At 44.8% G+C, this 16,642-nt stretch carries 16 protein-coding genes; 9 read left to right on the top strand and 7 right to left on the bottom strand.

The genetic code is table 11. The features are described 5' to 3' along the window. Positions 1–51 precede the first annotated feature (51 nt). The 4 genes from OO016_RS12680 to ruvX all read right to left on the bottom strand — a co-directional run bounded on the left by OO016_RS12680 (position 52) and on the right by ruvX (position 5,035). A complete protein-coding gene (locus tag OO016_RS12680) occupies positions 52–3,456 on the bottom strand; it encodes an amidohydrolase family protein (RefSeq protein WP_266014636.1) in 3,405 nt (1,134 codons plus the stop codon). An 84-nt stretch (positions 3,457–3,540) separates the two neighbouring features. Next, entirely contained in the window at positions 3,541–3,972 is a 432-nt protein-coding gene (locus tag OO016_RS12685; protein WP_266014639.1) for a DUF5606 family protein, read from the bottom strand. 55 nt (positions 3,973–4,027) lie between these two features. After that, positions 4,028–4,618 (bottom strand): peptide deformylase, encoded by a 591-nt coding sequence (gene def, locus OO016_RS12690; RefSeq protein WP_266014642.1) that lies wholly within the window; start codon positions 4,616–4,618, stop codon positions 4,028–4,030. Between the two features lie 6 nt (positions 4,619–4,624). Continuing rightward, a complete protein-coding gene (ruvX, locus tag OO016_RS12695) occupies positions 4,625–5,035 on the bottom strand; it encodes a Holliday junction resolvase RuvX (protein ID WP_266014645.1) in 411 nt (136 codons plus the stop codon). 100 nt (positions 5,036–5,135) lie between these two features. Here ruvX and OO016_RS12700 point away from each other — a divergent pair, with 100 nt between their 5' ends. Both OO016_RS12700 and OO016_RS12705 read left to right on the top strand, forming a co-directional pair. Next, a complete protein-coding gene (locus OO016_RS12700; protein WP_266014648.1) occupies positions 5,136–5,948 on the top strand; it encodes a 2,3,4,5-tetrahydropyridine-2,6-dicarboxylate N-succinyltransferase in 813 nt (270 codons plus the stop codon). Next, a complete protein-coding gene (locus tag OO016_RS12705) occupies positions 5,945–7,027 on the top strand; it encodes a glycosyltransferase family 9 protein (RefSeq protein WP_266014649.1) in 1,083 nt (360 codons plus the stop codon). Before OO016_RS12700 ends, OO016_RS12705 begins: the two co-directional genes overlap by 4 nt. Here OO016_RS12705 and OO016_RS12710 read toward each other — a convergent pair. Further along, positions 6,998–7,666: a class I SAM-dependent methyltransferase gene (locus OO016_RS12710; protein WP_266014651.1), complete on the bottom strand. Its 669-nt coding sequence runs from the start codon at positions 7,664–7,666 to the stop codon at positions 6,998–7,000. The two genes, OO016_RS12705 and OO016_RS12710, sit on opposite strands and share 30 nt — an antisense overlap. Before the next feature lie 168 nt (positions 7,667–7,834). Here OO016_RS12710 and OO016_RS12715 point away from each other — a divergent pair, with 168 nt between their 5' ends. Further along, entirely contained in the window at positions 7,835–8,629 is a 795-nt protein-coding gene (locus OO016_RS12715; RefSeq protein ID WP_266014654.1) for a glycosyltransferase family 2 protein, read from the top strand. On the opposite strand, the gene OO016_RS12720 is transcribed toward OO016_RS12715, so the two are convergent. Continuing rightward, on the bottom strand, positions 8,611–9,429 hold the full coding sequence (locus OO016_RS12720; RefSeq protein ID WP_266014657.1) for a glycosyltransferase family 2 protein: 819 nt from the start codon (positions 9,427–9,429) through the stop codon (positions 8,611–8,613). The genes OO016_RS12715 and OO016_RS12720 overlap by 19 nt on opposite strands. Positions 9,430–9,576: 147 nt before the next feature. Between OO016_RS12720 and OO016_RS12725 the strand changes: the two genes are divergently transcribed. The 4 genes from OO016_RS12725 to OO016_RS12740 all read left to right on the top strand — a co-directional run bounded on the left by OO016_RS12725 (position 9,577) and on the right by OO016_RS12740 (position 13,548). Next, entirely contained in the window at positions 9,577–10,413 is an 837-nt protein-coding gene (locus OO016_RS12725; RefSeq protein ID WP_266014660.1) for a glycosyl transferase, read from the top strand. A 93-nt stretch (positions 10,414–10,506) separates the two neighbouring features. Then, the gene (locus OO016_RS12730; protein WP_266014663.1) at positions 10,507–11,928 is read left to right on the top strand and encodes a CCA tRNA nucleotidyltransferase; all 1,422 of its coding nucleotides are present in this window, start codon (positions 10,507–10,509) and stop codon (positions 11,926–11,928) included. A 65-nt stretch (positions 11,929–11,993) separates the two neighbouring features. Further along, a complete protein-coding gene (locus OO016_RS12735) occupies positions 11,994–13,028 on the top strand; it encodes a COX15/CtaA family protein (protein WP_266014666.1) in 1,035 nt (344 codons plus the stop codon). A 25-nt stretch (positions 13,029–13,053) separates the two neighbouring features. Further along, positions 13,054–13,548 carry an IS1096 element passenger TnpR family protein gene (locus tag OO016_RS12740; protein WP_266014669.1) on the top strand — a complete coding sequence of 165 codons (495 nt, stop codon included), beginning with the start codon at positions 13,054–13,056 and terminating at the stop codon, positions 13,546–13,548. A gap of 22 nt (positions 13,549–13,570) precedes the next feature. On the opposite strand, the gene OO016_RS12745 is transcribed toward OO016_RS12740, so the two are convergent. Continuing rightward, positions 13,571–14,668, bottom strand: a complete 1,098-nt coding sequence (locus OO016_RS12745; protein WP_266014672.1) for a hypothetical protein — start codon at positions 14,666–14,668, stop codon at positions 13,571–13,573. A gap of 80 nt (positions 14,669–14,748) precedes the next feature. On the opposite strand from OO016_RS12745, the gene OO016_RS12750 reads away from it, so the two are divergent. Both OO016_RS12750 and OO016_RS12755 read left to right on the top strand, forming a co-directional pair. Beyond that, on the top strand, positions 14,749–15,651 hold the full coding sequence (locus tag OO016_RS12750; RefSeq protein WP_266014673.1) for an ABC transporter ATP-binding protein: 903 nt from the start codon (positions 14,749–14,751) through the stop codon (positions 15,649–15,651). 12 nt (positions 15,652–15,663) lie between these two features. Beyond that, positions 15,664–16,497: an ABC transporter permease gene (locus OO016_RS12755; protein WP_266014676.1), complete on the top strand. Its 834-nt coding sequence runs from the start codon at positions 15,664–15,666 to the stop codon at positions 16,495–16,497. The last annotated feature ends 145 nt before the right edge of the window (positions 16,498–16,642 follow it).

Here is a 16,642-nt window from a genome sequence, read left to right on the forward strand (position 1 = left end):
ATGAAAAAGAAAAGGACGTCGAAATGACGTCCTTTTTTTATACTGGAATCCTTATTCCTGAGTACCCGGCAAGCCCAGGGGTTTTTTGGTCTGCCAGTTAAAGTCTTCGGCTTTCTTAGCTTCCGGCCAGACTTCATCCAGGGTATCTGCATCGTAAACCACACCATTTTTAATTACATGGGTAAGTGTGTTGGTATTTCGCAGGTTCTCCAGGGGGTTCTTTTCCAGGATAACGATATCGGCGATCTTTCCTGCCTCCAGGCTACCGAGATCCCCTTCAAGGCCTAATGCAGTGGCCCCATGGATAGTCGCAACTTTTAGGGCGTCCAGGTTGCTCATTCCTCCGCTGGCCACGGACCACAGTTCCCAGTGGTAGCCCAGGCCCTGCAACTGACCATGGCTTCCTACTCCTGCGATGCCGCCGGCCTTGACCAGATCATTCATGAATACGGCATGTTTCTTAAATACATGTTCCTCGTCCATAAACCAGCCCGGCCTCCTTCTGGATTTCTGGGCCAGCTCACTGTATGGGGTAAAGTACTGCAGCTTTTTGTCGCCCCAGACATTTTCCCTTGAATAGAAGTAATTCTCTGCCCAGGGCCCACCATAAGCCACCAAAAGTGTGGGTGTAACAGCCATCTTGGATTCTGCAATAGACTTAACCACGTCCTGGTAAATGGGATAAATAGGCAGCGAGTGCTCATGACCGGGATAACCATCCTGCAACTGAGTCATATTCAGTTTAAAATCGAGTCCACCCTCCGTGGTTGGCATTAACTTCAGTTCTTTAGCCGCCATGATTACCCATTGCCTCTGCTGACGGTTTCCAACCAGGTACATTTTAATAGTCTTGGTATTGTAATATTCGCTGTACTGTTTTAAAACGTCTTTGGCGTGGTCAAGACTGGTAATCTGATATTGCCAGAAGCCAACACCCGGACCTGTACTGTACACCCTGGGACCATGCAACATCCCGGCCTCTACCATGTCTGCATAGGTAAGAACATCGGTGGTAGCCGTCTGAGGGTCCCGGGTTGTGGTAACCCCATAGGCCAGATTAGCCGAATACATCCAGATTTGATTCTTATGGATCCCCCAGTTTGGCCACATATGGGCATGCGTATCCACAAAGCCAGGGGCGAGCGTCTTTCCTTTTACATCAATTAGCTCGGTATTACTTGGGATAGCAAAACTACCAGAGGGCCCAATAGCCTTAATTCGATTGTTCTCAATGAGGATATCGCCATTATCAATAATGGCATCACCATTCATGGTAATAATCCTCCCCCCTTTCAACAAAAGGTTACCTCTGGGGATATTCCTTTTGTAGGAAACCTTTATTTTAAACTCTTCTGCCTTAAACCGTTCATCTTTCTTCTTTTCATCTTCTTCTACTTCCGTTTTTGTAGAATCCTGTTCCTTTTCGGCCGCCTTCAGCTCCTTTTCCTTCTTTTTAGCAGCTTCCACACTGTCTTTAAACTGCCGTCCCTTGTCCAGATCATAACGAAAATGGCTTGCACCCAATGACCAGTGTACTCTTTTGCTGTCAGAAGACCAGGTTGGAAACTCACCCCCCAGGGTAGTCAGCTTCATCGCCGGAAAGGAAGCCTTTTCAGGTGAAGCCACAGATATGGTAGGGGTTTTGCCATATCTGGGTATGGTCACTGTATAGATATCATTATTGATTTTAGCAAGGGCCTGGGTTCCGTCTGGTGATATTTGTATCTCGGAGGGTTTGGAAGATTTATCATTGGGTTCCCTGTCATCATCAACCACCGGAAGGTAAGTGTGTTCGTGCTGGTCAAAATGTCCCTTGCCAAAGATATCGGATGATCCATAGGTTTCGATGCCCTTCAGCTTCAGGTGTTGCTTCTCATCTGTTCCATCCCATCGTATGGAAACCAGTCCTTTTGTGGGGTGTGTTAAATATATCCGGTCATCCACATTGGTAAAATGGGGTTGTGCCCTCCCCTTGGATTTGTCAATTAATTTCATGGCACCTCCATCGGTGGAAATCCAGACCAGGTCCTCAGTCGCCCTGCCGGCAAAAGGGCCAATCGCATCTTCGTAGGTCTGCGCCGTTCCCCTGTGGAAGGCGATACGGTTTTTCTTGTATGACCATTTCGGGGAACTGTATATTCCAGGCTCCTGAGTAAGCTGGACGATCCTCGCACGCCCTTCTGCGTTAACTTTGTACAGATGCCCTCCCCCCTGCTTCCAGGTAGTGAACACGAGGTTTTTTCCATCAGGAGACCAGGCAGGCATGGCTTCTGTATAGTTATTTTTTGTCAACCTCCTGGGCTGGCCATCAGGCAGGTCCATAACATACAGCCTGTTGAGGGCTGTAAAGGCAATTTTACTACCGTCCGGAGATGGAACCGCGTCCCGTATCTGGGTAACAAATGCCTCTTCCTTGTCGTCTATAGGATAATTGAACTTAAGCCTCGGCCCCAGTTCCAGAGATACATCAACGCTAAATGGAATTTCCGTGGCAACATTCGTAGCCAAGGCAATGGAATAGATTTTACCACCATAGGAAACAATGAGGTTCTTGCTATCGGGTGTGAAAGACATAGCCGGAAGTACACCCAGGGGAGCAATTGATTCCTGCTCATCACGCTGCACCGGATAAGCCAGCCATTTTTCCTTGCCACTTTTTAGATTGCGGAGAATTAGACCGGTCTTGTCCTCAAAACGGCTTCCGTACACCAGCCACTGCCCATCATCGGACAAAGTAGGCGTGAAGGCCGAACCGTATCGCGAGGTAATCACATCCATATCGCCATCTTCCATGTCATAGGTTCCTATCTGGTATTGCGGCAGTTGGGCGTTGTAGTTCCAGGCACCATTACGTCTTGAGAAATAGAGCAGCTTTCCGTCATGACCAAATGCAGGATCTATGACCTTAATATTTTTAGGTTCGCTTATAAGAGCGCTCCCCCCACCTCCTTCTTTGTGGTAGATATGGAATTTTATGTTTCGTCTGCCTTTAGCACCTACGATATAATCCCCGTCGGGAGTCCATTCTGCAGAGAAAAAATTGTGTTTTTTATCCTTGCTGATTTGCTTTTCCTCCTTGTCGGACAATCGCAGTGTCCAAATATTATCCGAACCGCTTTTATCGGAAATAAAAACGATAGACTTACCATCCGGGCTGTATCTGGGGTGCACATCATATGCCATACCGGTTGTGATTGGCTCGGCTTTTCCGCCGCTTATGGGTATACTGTAAATATCCCCCATAAGATCAAATACAATTGTTGATCCGTCCGGGCTTACGTCCAGTGAAATCCAGGTTCCTTTATCCGTAGTGAAAGAAACGGTGCGTTCCGGCTCTAAGGGGAGATTCTTGGTTGCTTTTTTTGTGGAGTCTTTTTCCTTTTCCTGGGCTAATGCTTTACCATTAAAAACCAGTCCTATTAAAAGGAAAATAATAATCAGGGGGTTACGGTTCATTTAGGTGGAATTTAAAATTAATCACCTAATATAAACAATAAGGCAGCTAAGTAGCCGAATAATTATGGAAAATAAAGAAGCGATCTATTCCGCGGCTTCTTCCGGATTTGGTTCGGTTCTTTCTCCGTCTTCAAAATCAAGGATCCCATTGTCGTGAAGTATGTTATACCACTGTATGACTTTCTTGATATCACTGGCATACACCCTGTCCTCATCATAATTAGGGAGCACTTCAAAGAAATATTCTTCCAGGGCAAGCTTATCGGCCTTATGTCCTATAGGCGTTTTGGATCCATTCTCTTTCTCCTTGATCTTTTGGAAAACCTTGGCCAGCGGTAGTTCTTCTTCCAGGGTATAGACTGCAATTTCAGAGAGCACACTCACATTCCCCCGGACCCCTACCGTAATTTTTTTTCCATCCAGCAGGGACTCAGCTACAAAACCCGAGCGGGTCTGGGTGATCAATTTAAACAGGCCGGGTTTTCCCCCTATAGATAATATCTTTTCTAAACTCATTTGATTTTATGATTATGAAGACTTTTGCGGAATCTTGCTTATGCGGGTTAACCTTTTATCTCCCCTTTTTTAAAGCAGGGAAGCGCATTTTGTAATCCACGTCAATTTTTCCTTTGGAAATATTGGTTAATCGTCCTTTAAGTAGTCTTTTCTTTAAAGATGAAAGTTTGTCGGTGAACAGTATACCTTCAATATGGTCGTATTCATGTTGTATTACTCTTGCCAGCAAACCATCGTAGGTCTCTTTGTGGGTTTTGAAATTTTCATCCTGATACTCTATTGTTATGGTATCCTTCCGGGTTACGTCTTCCCGAATATCCGGAATGCTGAGACAGCCCTCGTTAAAGGCCCAGTTTTCTCCGCTTTCTTCTTCTATGTAGGCATTGATGAAGACCTTTTTGAAGCCTTTCAGAGCCTTCTGTTCTTCAGGAGTAAGATCCTCATCCTCCGCAAATGGCGAAGTATCAACCAGGAAAAGACGGATTGGAAGGCCTATTTGCGGAGCGGCCAGCCCCACCCCGTTGGCCTTGTACATGGTTTCCCACATATTTTCAAGGAGTTCTTTGAGATTGGGGTAATCGGGATCAATATCCACTCCAACTTTCCTCAAAACCGGATCCCCATAGGCAACAATAGGTAATGTCATATGCAATTATATTCTTTCGAGGTAGGCCTGTAAAATAAGCGTTGCGCTGATCTCATCAACAAGGGCCTTGTCTCTTCGTTTTTTCTTTTTCATTCCTCCTTCTATCATGCTACGAAGGGCGAGCTTGGAGGTAAAGCGTTCGTCCTGTCTTGCAACTTTAATTTCAGGGTATTTTTTACTGAATTCGGCAAGGAACTTTGCAATATGGACCTCAGATTCTGAGGGTTTATCCTGCATTTGCCTGGGTTCTCCCACCACAAGCGTTTCAACTTCTTCTTTTTTCAGGTATTCCCCAAGGAAATCAAAAAGCTCAGTTGTTCTGACCGTTGTAAGTCCGGAGGCAATAAGGTTAAGGGTATCCGTAACAGCAATACCGGTTCTTACTTTACCATAGTCCAAAGCCAGAATCCTACCCAAATTTAATTTTTCGCAAAAATAATGCTTATTCTGTTATGGGTGTAAATTTTGGCTTCTTTATTGGTCGCAACAACTATCTTTGCCCAAAGAATCGGACACTATGAACCTCAGAAATATAATAGAAGAGGCCTGGGAAAATCGGGAGCTATTGAAAAATCAAGCAACAAAGGATGCTATCCGCGAAGTAATTGGCCAAATTGATGCGGGCAAGCTACGTTGCGCCGAACCGGTTGGTGATGACTGGCAGATTAATGAATGGGTGAAAAAGGCCGTGGTCCTTTATTTCCCCATTCAGGAAATGCAAACCCTGGAGGCAGGGATATTTGAGTACCACGACAAAATACCCTTAAAACAAGGGTATAAGGAAAAAGGAATACGGGTTGTTCCCCATGCCGTGGCCCGTCATGGGGCCTATATCGCTCCGGGAACTATCCTGATGCCAAGTTACGTGAACATAGGTGCTTATGTGGATGAGGGTACCATGGTGGATACCTGGGCAACCGTAGGAAGTTGTGCACAGATTGGAAAGAACGTGCACCTTAGCGGAGGCGTAGGAATAGGCGGGGTCCTTGAACCCCTGCAGGCCGCACCCGTTATTATTGAAGACAATGCCTTCATAGGAAGCAGGTGCATCGTGGTGGAAGGGGTACGCGTAGAAAAAGAAGCTGTACTGGGTGCAAATGTGGTGTTAACTGCCAGCACCAAAATCATTGATGTTACGGGGGAAACACCAGTTGAAAGCAAAGGACGCATCCCTGCCCGTTCAGTGGTTATCCCCGGCAGCTATACCAAGAAATTTCCCGCAGGAGAATATCAGGTACCCTGTGCACTGATCATCGGACAAAGAAAAGCCAGCACGGATAAAAAAACTTCATTAAACGATGCCCTGAGGACCTATAACGTTATGGCATGAGCAAACGGATCCTGGTAATTCAGCAAAAGATGATTGGAGACGTACTGGCCTCATCGGTCATATGTGACCTCCTCAAGCAGAAATTGCCAGATTCCCAGGTAGATTATGTTGTAAATGACGGTGCCATTGATGTAGTTAAAAACCATCCTCATATAGATGGCCTGGTTATTTTCCAGAGCCATTTCAAAAAAAACTACGGGGCGTTTTACAAGTTCCTGAGAGAAATACGAAGCAGGCGGTACGACATTGTGATAGACGCCTACGGTAAACTCGAGAGCAACCTGATCACACTGGCATCCGGGGCAAAAGTCAAAATATCGTATAAAAAGTGGTATACCTCGTGGATATATACACACCTGTGCAAGCCCCACTCTGAACGTAAAACTCCAATGGGCCTGGCTATAGAAAACCGGTTGTTATTACTGGAACCGGTCTTAGGCCCCTCTGATGGATTTTTTATCAAGCCTAAAATACATTTATCGACCGATGAAATCCAAAAGGCTAAAGAGTTACTAAAAACCTCCGGGGTGGATTTATCCCGACCACTGATCATGATCGGCGTTTTGGGAAGTTCCGACATCAAATCCTACCCCCTGAACTATCTGACCACCTTGCTGGAAGAGATAATAGAGAAGACCGGGGCCAGATTACTGTTCAACTATTCCCCCCATCAGGAAGAACAGGTGAAGGCTTACATAGAATTGTGCCCTCAGGAGGTTAAAAATGCTGTTTATCATGATTTTGAGCCAGGTAGTTTAAGATCATTCCTTGCAGTTTTAAGTCAATGCACAGCCTATGTGGGAAATGAAGGTGGCATGGTAAATATGTCCAAGGCACTTGGACTTCCAACATTCAATATTTTCTCTCCTTGGATTTCGAAAAAGGCATGGGATACCTTCAATAACGAAACCAGAAACCAGGCGGTTCACCTGCGTGATTACAAACCTGAACTGTTTGAAGGCAAATCCAAGTCGCAATTGAAAAAGGAATCCCTGGACCTGTATCAGGAATTTGAACCTGGTTTAATTAAAATCGAACTCCGAAATTTTCTAATAAGAGAAGGAATCCCTAACGAGTAGCACCTGATAGCCCTCGTAAATAATCTTCCAGCCGCGCTCTTTCATGTAGGCGATTACCAGCTTTCCCTTGCCTCCATTGGGTAAATCACAGTCATCGATCAATACAAGGGTATTGTCGTGCAACTTAGCTTCAATGGCCTTGAATTCTCCCAGATGGTGTTCCTGGCTCTTTAACTGCACCTCAGGGTCATCACTATAATCATAACTGTCCAGATACAGCAGATCCACGGATTCATTGAAGGTTTTAAGGAACGCTATGGAATCTGAAGTGTGAAGACTTACATAGTCTGCCAGATCCTGGCGAATCACCTCTTTCTCAGCATTCGCAATGGATTTAGGGCTAATATCCACAGAATGCACATGTGCATTGTTTGCTTTTGCCCAGGTGCCAAAGACAATGGTTGCAGCACCGTTGCTTTTTGCACCCTTGAGCCCTTCCCTTGAGGTTCCGGTCTCAACTATTACCCTTGCCTTTATGCGATCCATAAGGGCCATTACCAATCTGAAGCTGTCCCGCCTTTTGCGAAAATCGTGACGGAATGGTAAAAACGGATAGAGGGATTTATGCTTTATAAATTTGCCCAGAAAAAAACCTGCCGTTCCAAGGAGAAGGACCCACCCAATAATTTTTATTGCCATAAGCGCTAAAGATATAAAATTCAATTTATCCCCATGAAAATTTACGGTAGGGGATTTGCGTTTTAAATTGTTATATATATTGACAATATTCTACTGATGTACAATTTTTGAACTGAATAAATGTTATAGCTTTGTAACCTTTTAGAAGACACCATTTAATTGTCAATAATGAAAGACCCTGGAAATAAAATTACTGCACTGATTATCACCTACAATGAGATGGGTTATATTCAGAAATGTATTGATTCTATATCCTTTGTCGATGAGATCGTCGTGGTGGATTCTTACAGCACCGACGGGACCTATGAGTATCTGTTATCTCAACCCAATGTAAGGGTGGTACAAAATCCCTTCAACAATTTCACCGCACAAAAGTCCTTTGCCTTAAAGCTTGCTAAAAACGACTGGATCCTTTTCGTTGATGCTGATGAAGTGGTGTCCCCGGTACTGCAAAAGGAAATAGTGGATACGGTGAATTCTAATAGCACCCACGCAGCCTACTGGTTTTACCGCACATTTATGTTTGGCAATAAGGTATTGCGTTTCAGTGGCTGGCAAACGGATAAGAACTACCGGCTTTTCAGAAAGAGCAAAGCCTGTTTTACCGATAAAAAAATTGTACACGAGACGCTTGAAGTGAATGGCACCACGGGGATCTTCAGGGAGAAGCTTACCCATTATTGCTATAAAAACTACGAAGACTACAAAAAGAAGATGCTCAGCTATGGCCGTATGAAGGCCACGGAAGACTTTTACAAGGAAAAGCGTTTTAACTATTTCTCCTTTTTGTTCAAACCTACCTGGAAATTCGTCAACCACTACTTTCTTAGGCTGGGGATTCTGGATGGCAAAAAAGGCATGATCATCTGCTACCTCAATGCGCTGTGCGAAATTGAACGGAACAGGGAATTGAAAAAGCTGGAAAGGAAAAACGAACTGGCGTACTACCTGGTAATGCCGTAAGAGGTCCAGGCAAGGCGTTTACTACGCGTCTCTTTTCTTATTGCCTTGTTTTTAGCAATAGATTCCGGAGTCTTGTATCCGCGTTTATGATCCAGGTGTACGCAGACGGCGCTGTATCGCCTTTGTTTAGATTTTATTCCCAGATTAAATAAGCGCTCACCAAGCTCACGGTCCTGCCCCCCGTATTGCATTCGCTCATCAAAACCGTTTACCTTGAGGATATCGGCTTTCCAACCGGAGGAATTATGGCCATTCCAGCTGGCATTCGTAGGGGTTATAGCGTTAAGTACTTTGGAAAGAAAGCCCCCGGAGGTGAGTTTATTATTCTTAAAGGATTTGGGTATTCCTTTGGACTTCAGCCACTGAATATTAAAACAGCGCTGATGCTCAATATCCTCGCGGCTAATCAATTTAGAAATGTTCATGGGAAGCATGTAGTATCCCCCTGAAATAAAGTATCCCTCTTCCTTATTGATATAATGGACCAGCACAAAATCTTCCCGTGGAATGCAATCGCCATCGGTCATAATAATGTAGTCCGCGTTGCAAGCGACTATAGCTTTATTCAAAATCCGGGATTTCTGGAATCCCTTGTCTTCCTGCCACACATGGATTATAGGATAATCTACCTCCTCAGCCATATTCTCGATGAGCTTCCGCGTAGCCGGACCGGAACCATCATCGGCAATAACCACTTCAAAATCCTTGAAGATCTGGTAATTGAACCCCCAAAGGACTTTCTGCAACCAGTCTTCTGAGTTGTAGGTGCTTACAATGACCGAGATTTTTGCTTTTTCCATGATGAGCGCTGTACAGCGTGTAAAAATAAGAAAGTCTTATAAACTATATTTGCAGGGCCGCAATAATACAATCCTGAAAGACAAGGTTTTTCTTAATGGCTGATTCCTTTTAAACTATGGATTGGGCAAGGTTATACTAAATTCCAAATGAAGCTAGTTAAAGAACTTCCATTATACATCCTGAATAGCATCAGGCTGTCCTCAATTCCGAAGTCAAGATTAATCTCCCCAAAAAAAGACACACTTCCGGTAATCGTATCCTTAACTTCCATTGAATCCAGGCTCAGTTCCCTCCACCTGGTTATCCGCAGCCTTCTGACCCAATCGCATCTGCCAGAAAAAATCGTATTGTGGCTCAACCAGGAGCTGGAATCGCACCTGCCTAAAAGTCTGACCAGATTACAGTCGGAAATATTCGAAATCCGTTATTCAGACCTCCATTGTTCCCATAAAAAACTCATTCACAGCCTCAAAGAATACCCTGATAAAGTAATTATTACCTGTGACGATGACCTGATGTACCGGAATAACTGGCTTTATCTATTGTATGAGAACCACAGGCTTTTACCGGACTGCATAATTGGCAACAATACACGCCATATCGGTTATGACGAGAAAGGAGGGATTTTGCCTTATGGAGAATGGAGGTACAGGCATTCCAAAGACGCTAATGAATGGGCCGTAGTGGCTATAGGTGCATGGGGGATTTTATATCCTCCCGGCAGTTTGAGCGAAAAAGTATTTGATGCTGACCTCTTTCTCAGACTTGCTCCCCAAAGCGACGACTTATGGTTTAAAACCATGGCACTATTGAACGGTACCAAAACAATTCAGGCCTTGACTACGCCCAAAGAGCCCGTACCCATTGCCGGAACACAGAAGGTTTCACTCAAGCAGATCAATGTGGGAGAGCACAAGAATGTAAAACAATGGAAGGCCTTAACCAATTTTTTCGATCTGGATAGATTCATGAATCGCAGTTGACAGCAGGACACCAAAACCAGATCAGTACGAACAAAAACATTACAGCCCACCCTATTTTAATAGGTCTGACTGAAGTGGTAATTTTGCAACAGCATGGAAAAACTCTACAAGGAAGCTTTAACCAACCCTGTTTTTGAAAAGATTTCAAAGGCATCTCAGGATCTGGGTGTGGATTCCTATGTGATTGGTGGATATGTTCGTGATTACCTTCTGGAAAGGGGCACCCCAAAAGACATTGATATTGTCGCCGTTGGGGAAGGGATAAAACTGGCCAAAAAGGTAGCGGAACAGCTGAAGGACAAACCCCAGGTTAAGGTTTTCAAGAATTTTGGCACGGCTATGATCAGGCACGGGGGTAAAGAACTGGAATTCGTAGGTGCTCGTAAGGAGAGTTACCAGCGCCACAGCAGGAAACCCATTGTGGAAAGCGGGACATTACAGGATGATCAGAAACGCAGGGATTTTACCATCAATGCCCTTGCCCTTTCGCTACAGCCCGGTGAGTTCGGCAGGCTGCTGGATCCCTTTTCCGGCCTGGAAGACCTGGAGAAAAAGATACTAAGGACACCCCTGGATCCGGACATTACCTATTCCGATGATCCCCTCAGGATGATGCGGGCCATACGATTTGCCTGTCAGCTGGGTTTTGATATCCACCACGAGTCCCTGAGGGCTATTTCAGAGAACCGGGAACGGATCAAAATAATATCGAAGGAAAGGATTGTAGACGAGCTGCATAAGATCCTGGCCTGCGACCAGCCGTCTGCTGGGCTGAAACTGCTGCACGAAACGGGCTTACTACCTATTATACTTCCCGAATTGAAAGCGCTTCAGGGAATCGAAGAGGTAGAGGGACAAAGGCACAAAGACAACTTCTGGCATACGCTGGAGGTAGTTGACAATATTGCCAGAACCACGGACGACCTGTGGCTGCGATGGGCCGCACTACTTCATGATATAGGCAAAGCGCCCACAAAGCGGTATGATCCTAAAATTGGGTGGACCTTCCATGGACATGAATTTGTGGGCTCAAAAATGGTATACAAATTGTTCAAACGCCTGCGGATGCCGCAGAACGAGAAAATGAAATTTGTCCAGAAAATGGTGCGAATGAGCTCGAGGCCCATCATCCTTTCCGAAGATCATGTAACCGATTCGGCTGTTCGCCGATTGGTTTTTGACGCAGGAGAACACGTAGAAGACCTGATGACCCTGTGTGAAGCCGATATCACTACCAAGAACCCCAGAAAACAAAGGAGGTACCGCAATAATTTCCAGCTCGTTCGCCAGAAGATACAGGAAGTGGAAGAACGGGACCGTATCCGGAATTTCCAGCCTCCTGTAAGTGGCGATGACATCATGAATGCATTCGGGCTGAAGCCCTGTCGGGAAATAGGCATCATAAAAGAAGCAATTAAAGAGGCGATACTGGATGGGGAGATCCCCAATGAACATGACCACGCCTATGAATTTATGCTCAGAAAAGGTCAGGAAATCGGTCTGAAACCAAAGTAAATACGCACTCTGAACGCTGGGTAATTTTCCCGAAGAACCGTAATTTTGCAATCTATTTGATCGCTATGAAAAAGATGTACCGCAGACTTGCCAAAACCTCTCTGATACTCGTTTACCTGGTAATCCTTGCTGGAGCTGTGGTACGTATGACAGGTAGTGGAATGGGCTGCCCGGACTGGCCAAAGTGTTTTGGCTACCTTATCCCGCCCACCGAAGAAAGTGAACTGATATGGGCCCCGGGAAGCGATTATGAAAAAGGGCAGGTCATTATCCGGGAAGAACAACTCTGGGTTGCTCAGCTGGACTTTACTTCAGGCGAGTCTTACAATGCAGGCAACTGGGCTGTATACGACAAACACGATTACGCCGTATTCAATGTTTTTCATACCTGGACCGAGTTTATCAATCGCCTGCTGGGTGCACTCGCTGGCTTTGCCACACTACTGCTGGCTATAAGTTCATTCGGGTACTGGAAGGAGCAAAAATTTATCACCGGATTGTCTGTTCTGGTGGTATTCGCCATGGGATTTCAGGCCTGGCTGGGTGCAACTGTGGTCTATTCGGTGCTGGAACCGGTAAAGATTACTGTACACATGGTTATGGCACTGGCTATTGTTGCCCTGCTGCTTTTCCTTATTCATAAAACAGGAAAGCACCGCCATGAGCGAAGAATAGGTAAAAATTTGCGTGGCCTTGTACTGGTTGCCATGGTATTCACTATGGTACAAATTGTACTTGGCACTCAGGTAAGGCAATTGGTTGATGAACAGATTGAATTGCTTGGTGAAACTGCAAAAGACCTCTGGCTGGCAGCACCAACCATGCCGTTTTATATTCACAGGTCTTTTTCTATCCTGGTTTTACTGCTGAATGCGTACCTGGCTTACCGCATTTTCAGGGACAAACTCGGATTTTCTAAAATTAACTGGGTTTTGGCTTTGCTGCTTGCCGAAGCCATAACCGGAATTATCATGTATTATCTCAACTTTCCATTCAGCAGTCAGCCATTACACCTTTTCCTGGCTACCGTTCTTTTCGGTGTACAGTTCTTTCTTGTACTCGAAGTGTTTATGGCCCGGGGTAAACTAAAAACTTCGTAATTTTGCATAAGTGAATTGCTGAGCTATGATATTCAAGATCAGAATAATACTGGATGCAGAGGAGGATATCTTCAGGGACATCGAAATAGAAGGAGACAATACCCTGGAAGACCTACACAATACCATTACCCAGTCTTTTGGTTTTCTGGGCAACGAAATGGCCTCCTTTTATACCTGTGATGACCGCTGGAATCAGGAAGACGAGATTCCTTTATTCGACATGGGCGAGGGAGAAGCTCCTTTGAGGTTGATGAAGGATACGTTCCTGAAGGATATCCTGACTGAGGAAAATCCCAAACTGATCTACGTCTATGACTTCCTGAGCATGTGGACCTTCTTTGTGGAACTGGCCGATATCACGGCCAAGGAAGACGGCAGGTCTTATCCCAATTTGCTTTTCACCTTTGGAGAACTACCAGATGCCCCCCCGGAAAAGAAATTTGAATCCGAAAGCGATTTTGATTTTGACAACCCTTTGGAAAGCTACGAAGACCTTGATTTTGACGAAAACTGGAATTAAGCGATCCCGGCTTAAGTTTTAATTATTGCTTCCCCCTTTTAATACCTAATTTTTTATCAAGGATCTGCTTCATGCTGACGTCCTGGTAGTTTCGCTTCACAAAATCCAGTGCCAGATAAAGCAACTGGCCCATGGTCTTGCAATTCTTGAACTTCATGTCGTGGGTAAGGTCATAGATCTGTTTCCCCAGCAATTCAATATTCTCGGGCAGTGAAATATTGTCTTCCTTGCAAATATTAACCAGTCGGTTAATCCGCTCCCCGGAACTTATAATCCTTTTAGCCACGGCAGAACGCTCTTCTATCTTATACTGATCTACAGAATCCGGAAGCAATTTGTTCTGCACCATTTCTACCATGGTGTAATTCTCCTTGAAGAATTGCGGCCGGTATACCTTGAGTTTACCTTCATAACTCTGCTGGTCAAAATCAATAGCCCTTATTTTGTAGATCACATGGTCAAAATCGTGCATAGGCACGATAACGTAATTGTAAGACCTCATATCGCCCAGCAATCGTATCATGCAGCGTTCATTAAATTTGACGAATTCTTTGGCCAGCTGTGCTTTTTCGGACTCTGTGCAGTCAGGGAGCATTTCCTTGATAAAAACATCACCGGGTATGCCTGCAATGTGTTCTTCGATCAGGGTATCTTCGTGTACAAGGAAATTGAGGTGGTAAGGAGATAGTATATGTTCCAGTTCCAGGCCATAAATCCTGGATGCGTCAGTTTTTTTTACATAGAAATACAGGAAGTTGTCGTTCAGTATATTCCGGACCTTGATTCGAAAAGGCTTTGAATTCCCGAAGGTACAGTAGTCTACAGCATCAATATTGAGGTACTGAAAAATGCGGTCACTCCCGTCTGAATGCAGGATGGAGTAAACACTTTTAAGGCTCTGATCGATCTCCTGACGCTCGGCATCTGAATAATAGACCCTTACCCAGAGGGTATCCTCTCCATTGTCATCATACACTACCACAGAGCCGGCAAAACGCAGCAGATCCTCATAAAAGATAGGTATCTCAATGTTCCGGTTGTACTTCTCAAGATAGGCATCCAGCTTCTCGCTCACCGGGTAGGCCGGTTTCTTCTTCGACATCAATCGTTCCTGCGCCATAAAATGCTTTACTTTGATTTTCTTGTAACAAATTAGTAATTTCTTCGTCAAGTTACTATACAACCAATACAGATTTCCCTTTGGAAACCATTTTATCAGTCAACCAACTCACCAAGAAATTCGGCTATCTAACAGCTGTCAAGGACCTTTCCTTTACTATTGAAAAAGGGAATGTTTATGGAATCCTGGGTCCCAACGGCAGTGGTAAATCAACCACGCTGGGCATTGTGCTGAACGTAGTGAACAGAACCAGTGGATCCTTTACCTGGTTCAATGGCAATACCTCAACCCATGAAGCCTTAAAGCGGGTTGGCGCCATAATCGAACGTCCGAACTTTTATCCGTATATGTCGGCCATCCAGAACCTGAAACTGGTCTGCAAGATCAAGGATGTATCTGAAGACAAGATTCAGGAAAAACTTGAACTGGTGGGCTTATGGGAAAGGCGCCAGAGCAAATTCAAGACTTATTCCCTGGGGATGAAGCAGCGGCTGGCCATTGCTTCAGCCCTGCTAAACGATCCTGAGATCCTGATCCTTGACGAGCCTACAAATGGCCTGGATCCACAGGGCATCCATCAGATTCGTGAGATAATAAAACGGATAGCCTCACAGGGTACCACTATTTTACTGGCTTCTCACCTCCTCGACGAGGTAGAAAAGGTCTGCACCCATGTGGTTATCCTCAGGAAAGGGGAAAAGTTATACTCAGGCAAGGTTGATGGCATGATGGCCAGTCATGGTTTCTTTGAATTGAAAGCCGACAACAATGAAATATTGAAGGGGCTTTTGAAAGAGCATAATGGGTTTTCTGAAGTCAAGGAAGAATCAGGCCTCATAATCGCATTTCCAAAGGAGGAGATGAGTGCAAAGGATCTGAACAAGTTCCTGTATGAAAAAGGCCTTGTCCTATCCCACCTGCAGAAAAAGAAAGAAAGTCTTGAAGAACAGTTCCTGACAATAACCGAAAGACAAACGGTTTAAACCCACACCATCATGAAGCGCCTTCTCCATATAGAATTCATCAAACTCTGGAACAACCGTTCGAGCAGGATCCTGATAATATCATATTTTGTTCTGCTTACTTCTATAGCACTAATTGCCGCTATCAAATTTGACATAGGTCCTGTAAAGTTCCACCTGGCCGATCAGGGGATCTTTAATTTTCCCTATATCTGGCATTTCAATACGTTCGTAACAGCATTTTTCAAGTTGTTCCTGGCCATTGTCATTGTTTCCATGATGGCTAATGAATACAGTAACAAGACTATCAAGCAAAACCTGATAGACGGGCTTTCCAAGAAGGAGTTTATCATGTCCAAGTTCCTGACCGTGGTATCATTCGCTTTCATATCTACATTGTTTGTGTTCGTGGTGTCCATGATCCTGGGACTTATCTACTCTGACTACGATGAGTTTTCCATTATCTTTTCCGATCTGGAATTCCTGCTGGCCTTTTTTATCAAGTTAGTAGGGTTCTTTTCATTCTGTCTTTTCCTTGGAATACTGGTCAAGCGTTCGGCTTTTGCCCTGGGCTTTCTCGTTCTCTGGCAGGTGTTTGAAGGTTTTAGTCGCGGAATGATGCGTTGGAAACTCTTTGACGCGGAAACAACGGACGCAGTGATGGGCTTTTTTCCGCTAAATTCTATGTACAACCTGATCAAAGAGCCCTTCTCCCGCCTAAGTGCCGTACAGACGGTGGCCAATCAAATCGGGGAGGAAATTCCCCTCGACTACCAGGTACATGGATACGAAATGCTCATAGTTCTGGGTTGGACCTCCATTTTTATCTATTTGTCGTACGCTTTACTTAAAAAGAGGGATTTATAATATAGTGAAGTGTATTCAAAAGTACCGTAAAGATATAATGCCAGCCGCCCGGGTTACTTAACTCAACGGATCTGCATATAAGAGCCTTAATCTATTTACTGGTTCCTGGCCACTACGTTGGATGATGAACAACTTAAGGGTCACT

The organism is Lentiprolixibacter aurantiacus (genome assembly GCF_026241225.1).
In the GTDB taxonomy this organism is placed as follows: domain Bacteria; phylum Bacteroidota; class Bacteroidia; order Flavobacteriales; family Flavobacteriaceae; genus Lentiprolixibacter; species Lentiprolixibacter aurantiacus.

What these genes read in the sequence shown, in the direction of transcription:
- OO016_RS12700 (WP_266014648.1), top strand. Translation starts at nt 5,136, where the DNA reads ATGAACCTCAGAAATATAATAGAAGAGGCCTGGGAAAATCGGGAGCTA.
- OO016_RS12685 (WP_266014639.1), bottom strand. Translation starts at nt 3,972, where the DNA reads ATGAGTTTAGAAAAGATATTATCTATAGGGGGAAAACCCGGCCTGTTT.
- OO016_RS12740 (WP_266014669.1), top strand. Translation starts at nt 13,054, where the DNA reads ATGATATTCAAGATCAGAATAATACTGGATGCAGAGGAGGATATCTTC.
- OO016_RS12710 (WP_266014651.1), bottom strand. Translation starts at nt 7,666, where the DNA reads ATGGCAATAAAAATTATTGGGTGGGTCCTTCTCCTTGGAACGGCAGGT.
- OO016_RS12735 (WP_266014666.1), top strand. Translation starts at nt 11,994, where the DNA reads ATGAAAAAGATGTACCGCAGACTTGCCAAAACCTCTCTGATACTCGTT.
- def (WP_266014642.1), bottom strand. Translation starts at nt 4,618, where the DNA reads ATGACATTACCTATTGTTGCCTATGGGGATCCGGTTTTGAGGAAAGTT.
- OO016_RS12725 (WP_266014660.1), top strand. Translation starts at nt 9,577, where the DNA reads ATGAAGCTAGTTAAAGAACTTCCATTATACATCCTGAATAGCATCAGG.
- OO016_RS12715 (WP_266014654.1), top strand. Translation starts at nt 7,835, where the DNA reads ATGAAAGACCCTGGAAATAAAATTACTGCACTGATTATCACCTACAAT.
- OO016_RS12730 (WP_266014663.1), top strand. Translation starts at nt 10,507, where the DNA reads ATGGAAAAACTCTACAAGGAAGCTTTAACCAACCCTGTTTTTGAAAAG.
- OO016_RS12755 (WP_266014676.1), top strand. Translation starts at nt 15,664, where the DNA reads ATGAAGCGCCTTCTCCATATAGAATTCATCAAACTCTGGAACAACCGT.
- OO016_RS12720 (WP_266014657.1), bottom strand. Translation starts at nt 9,429, where the DNA reads ATGGAAAAAGCAAAAATCTCGGTCATTGTAAGCACCTACAACTCAGAA.
- OO016_RS12680 (WP_266014636.1), bottom strand. Translation starts at nt 3,456, where the DNA reads ATGAACCGTAACCCCCTGATTATTATTTTCCTTTTAATAGGACTGGTT.
- OO016_RS12745 (WP_266014672.1), bottom strand. Translation starts at nt 14,668, where the DNA reads ATGGCGCAGGAACGATTGATGTCGAAGAAGAAACCGGCCTACCCGGTG.
- OO016_RS12705 (WP_266014649.1), top strand. Translation starts at nt 5,945, where the DNA reads ATGAGCAAACGGATCCTGGTAATTCAGCAAAAGATGATTGGAGACGTA.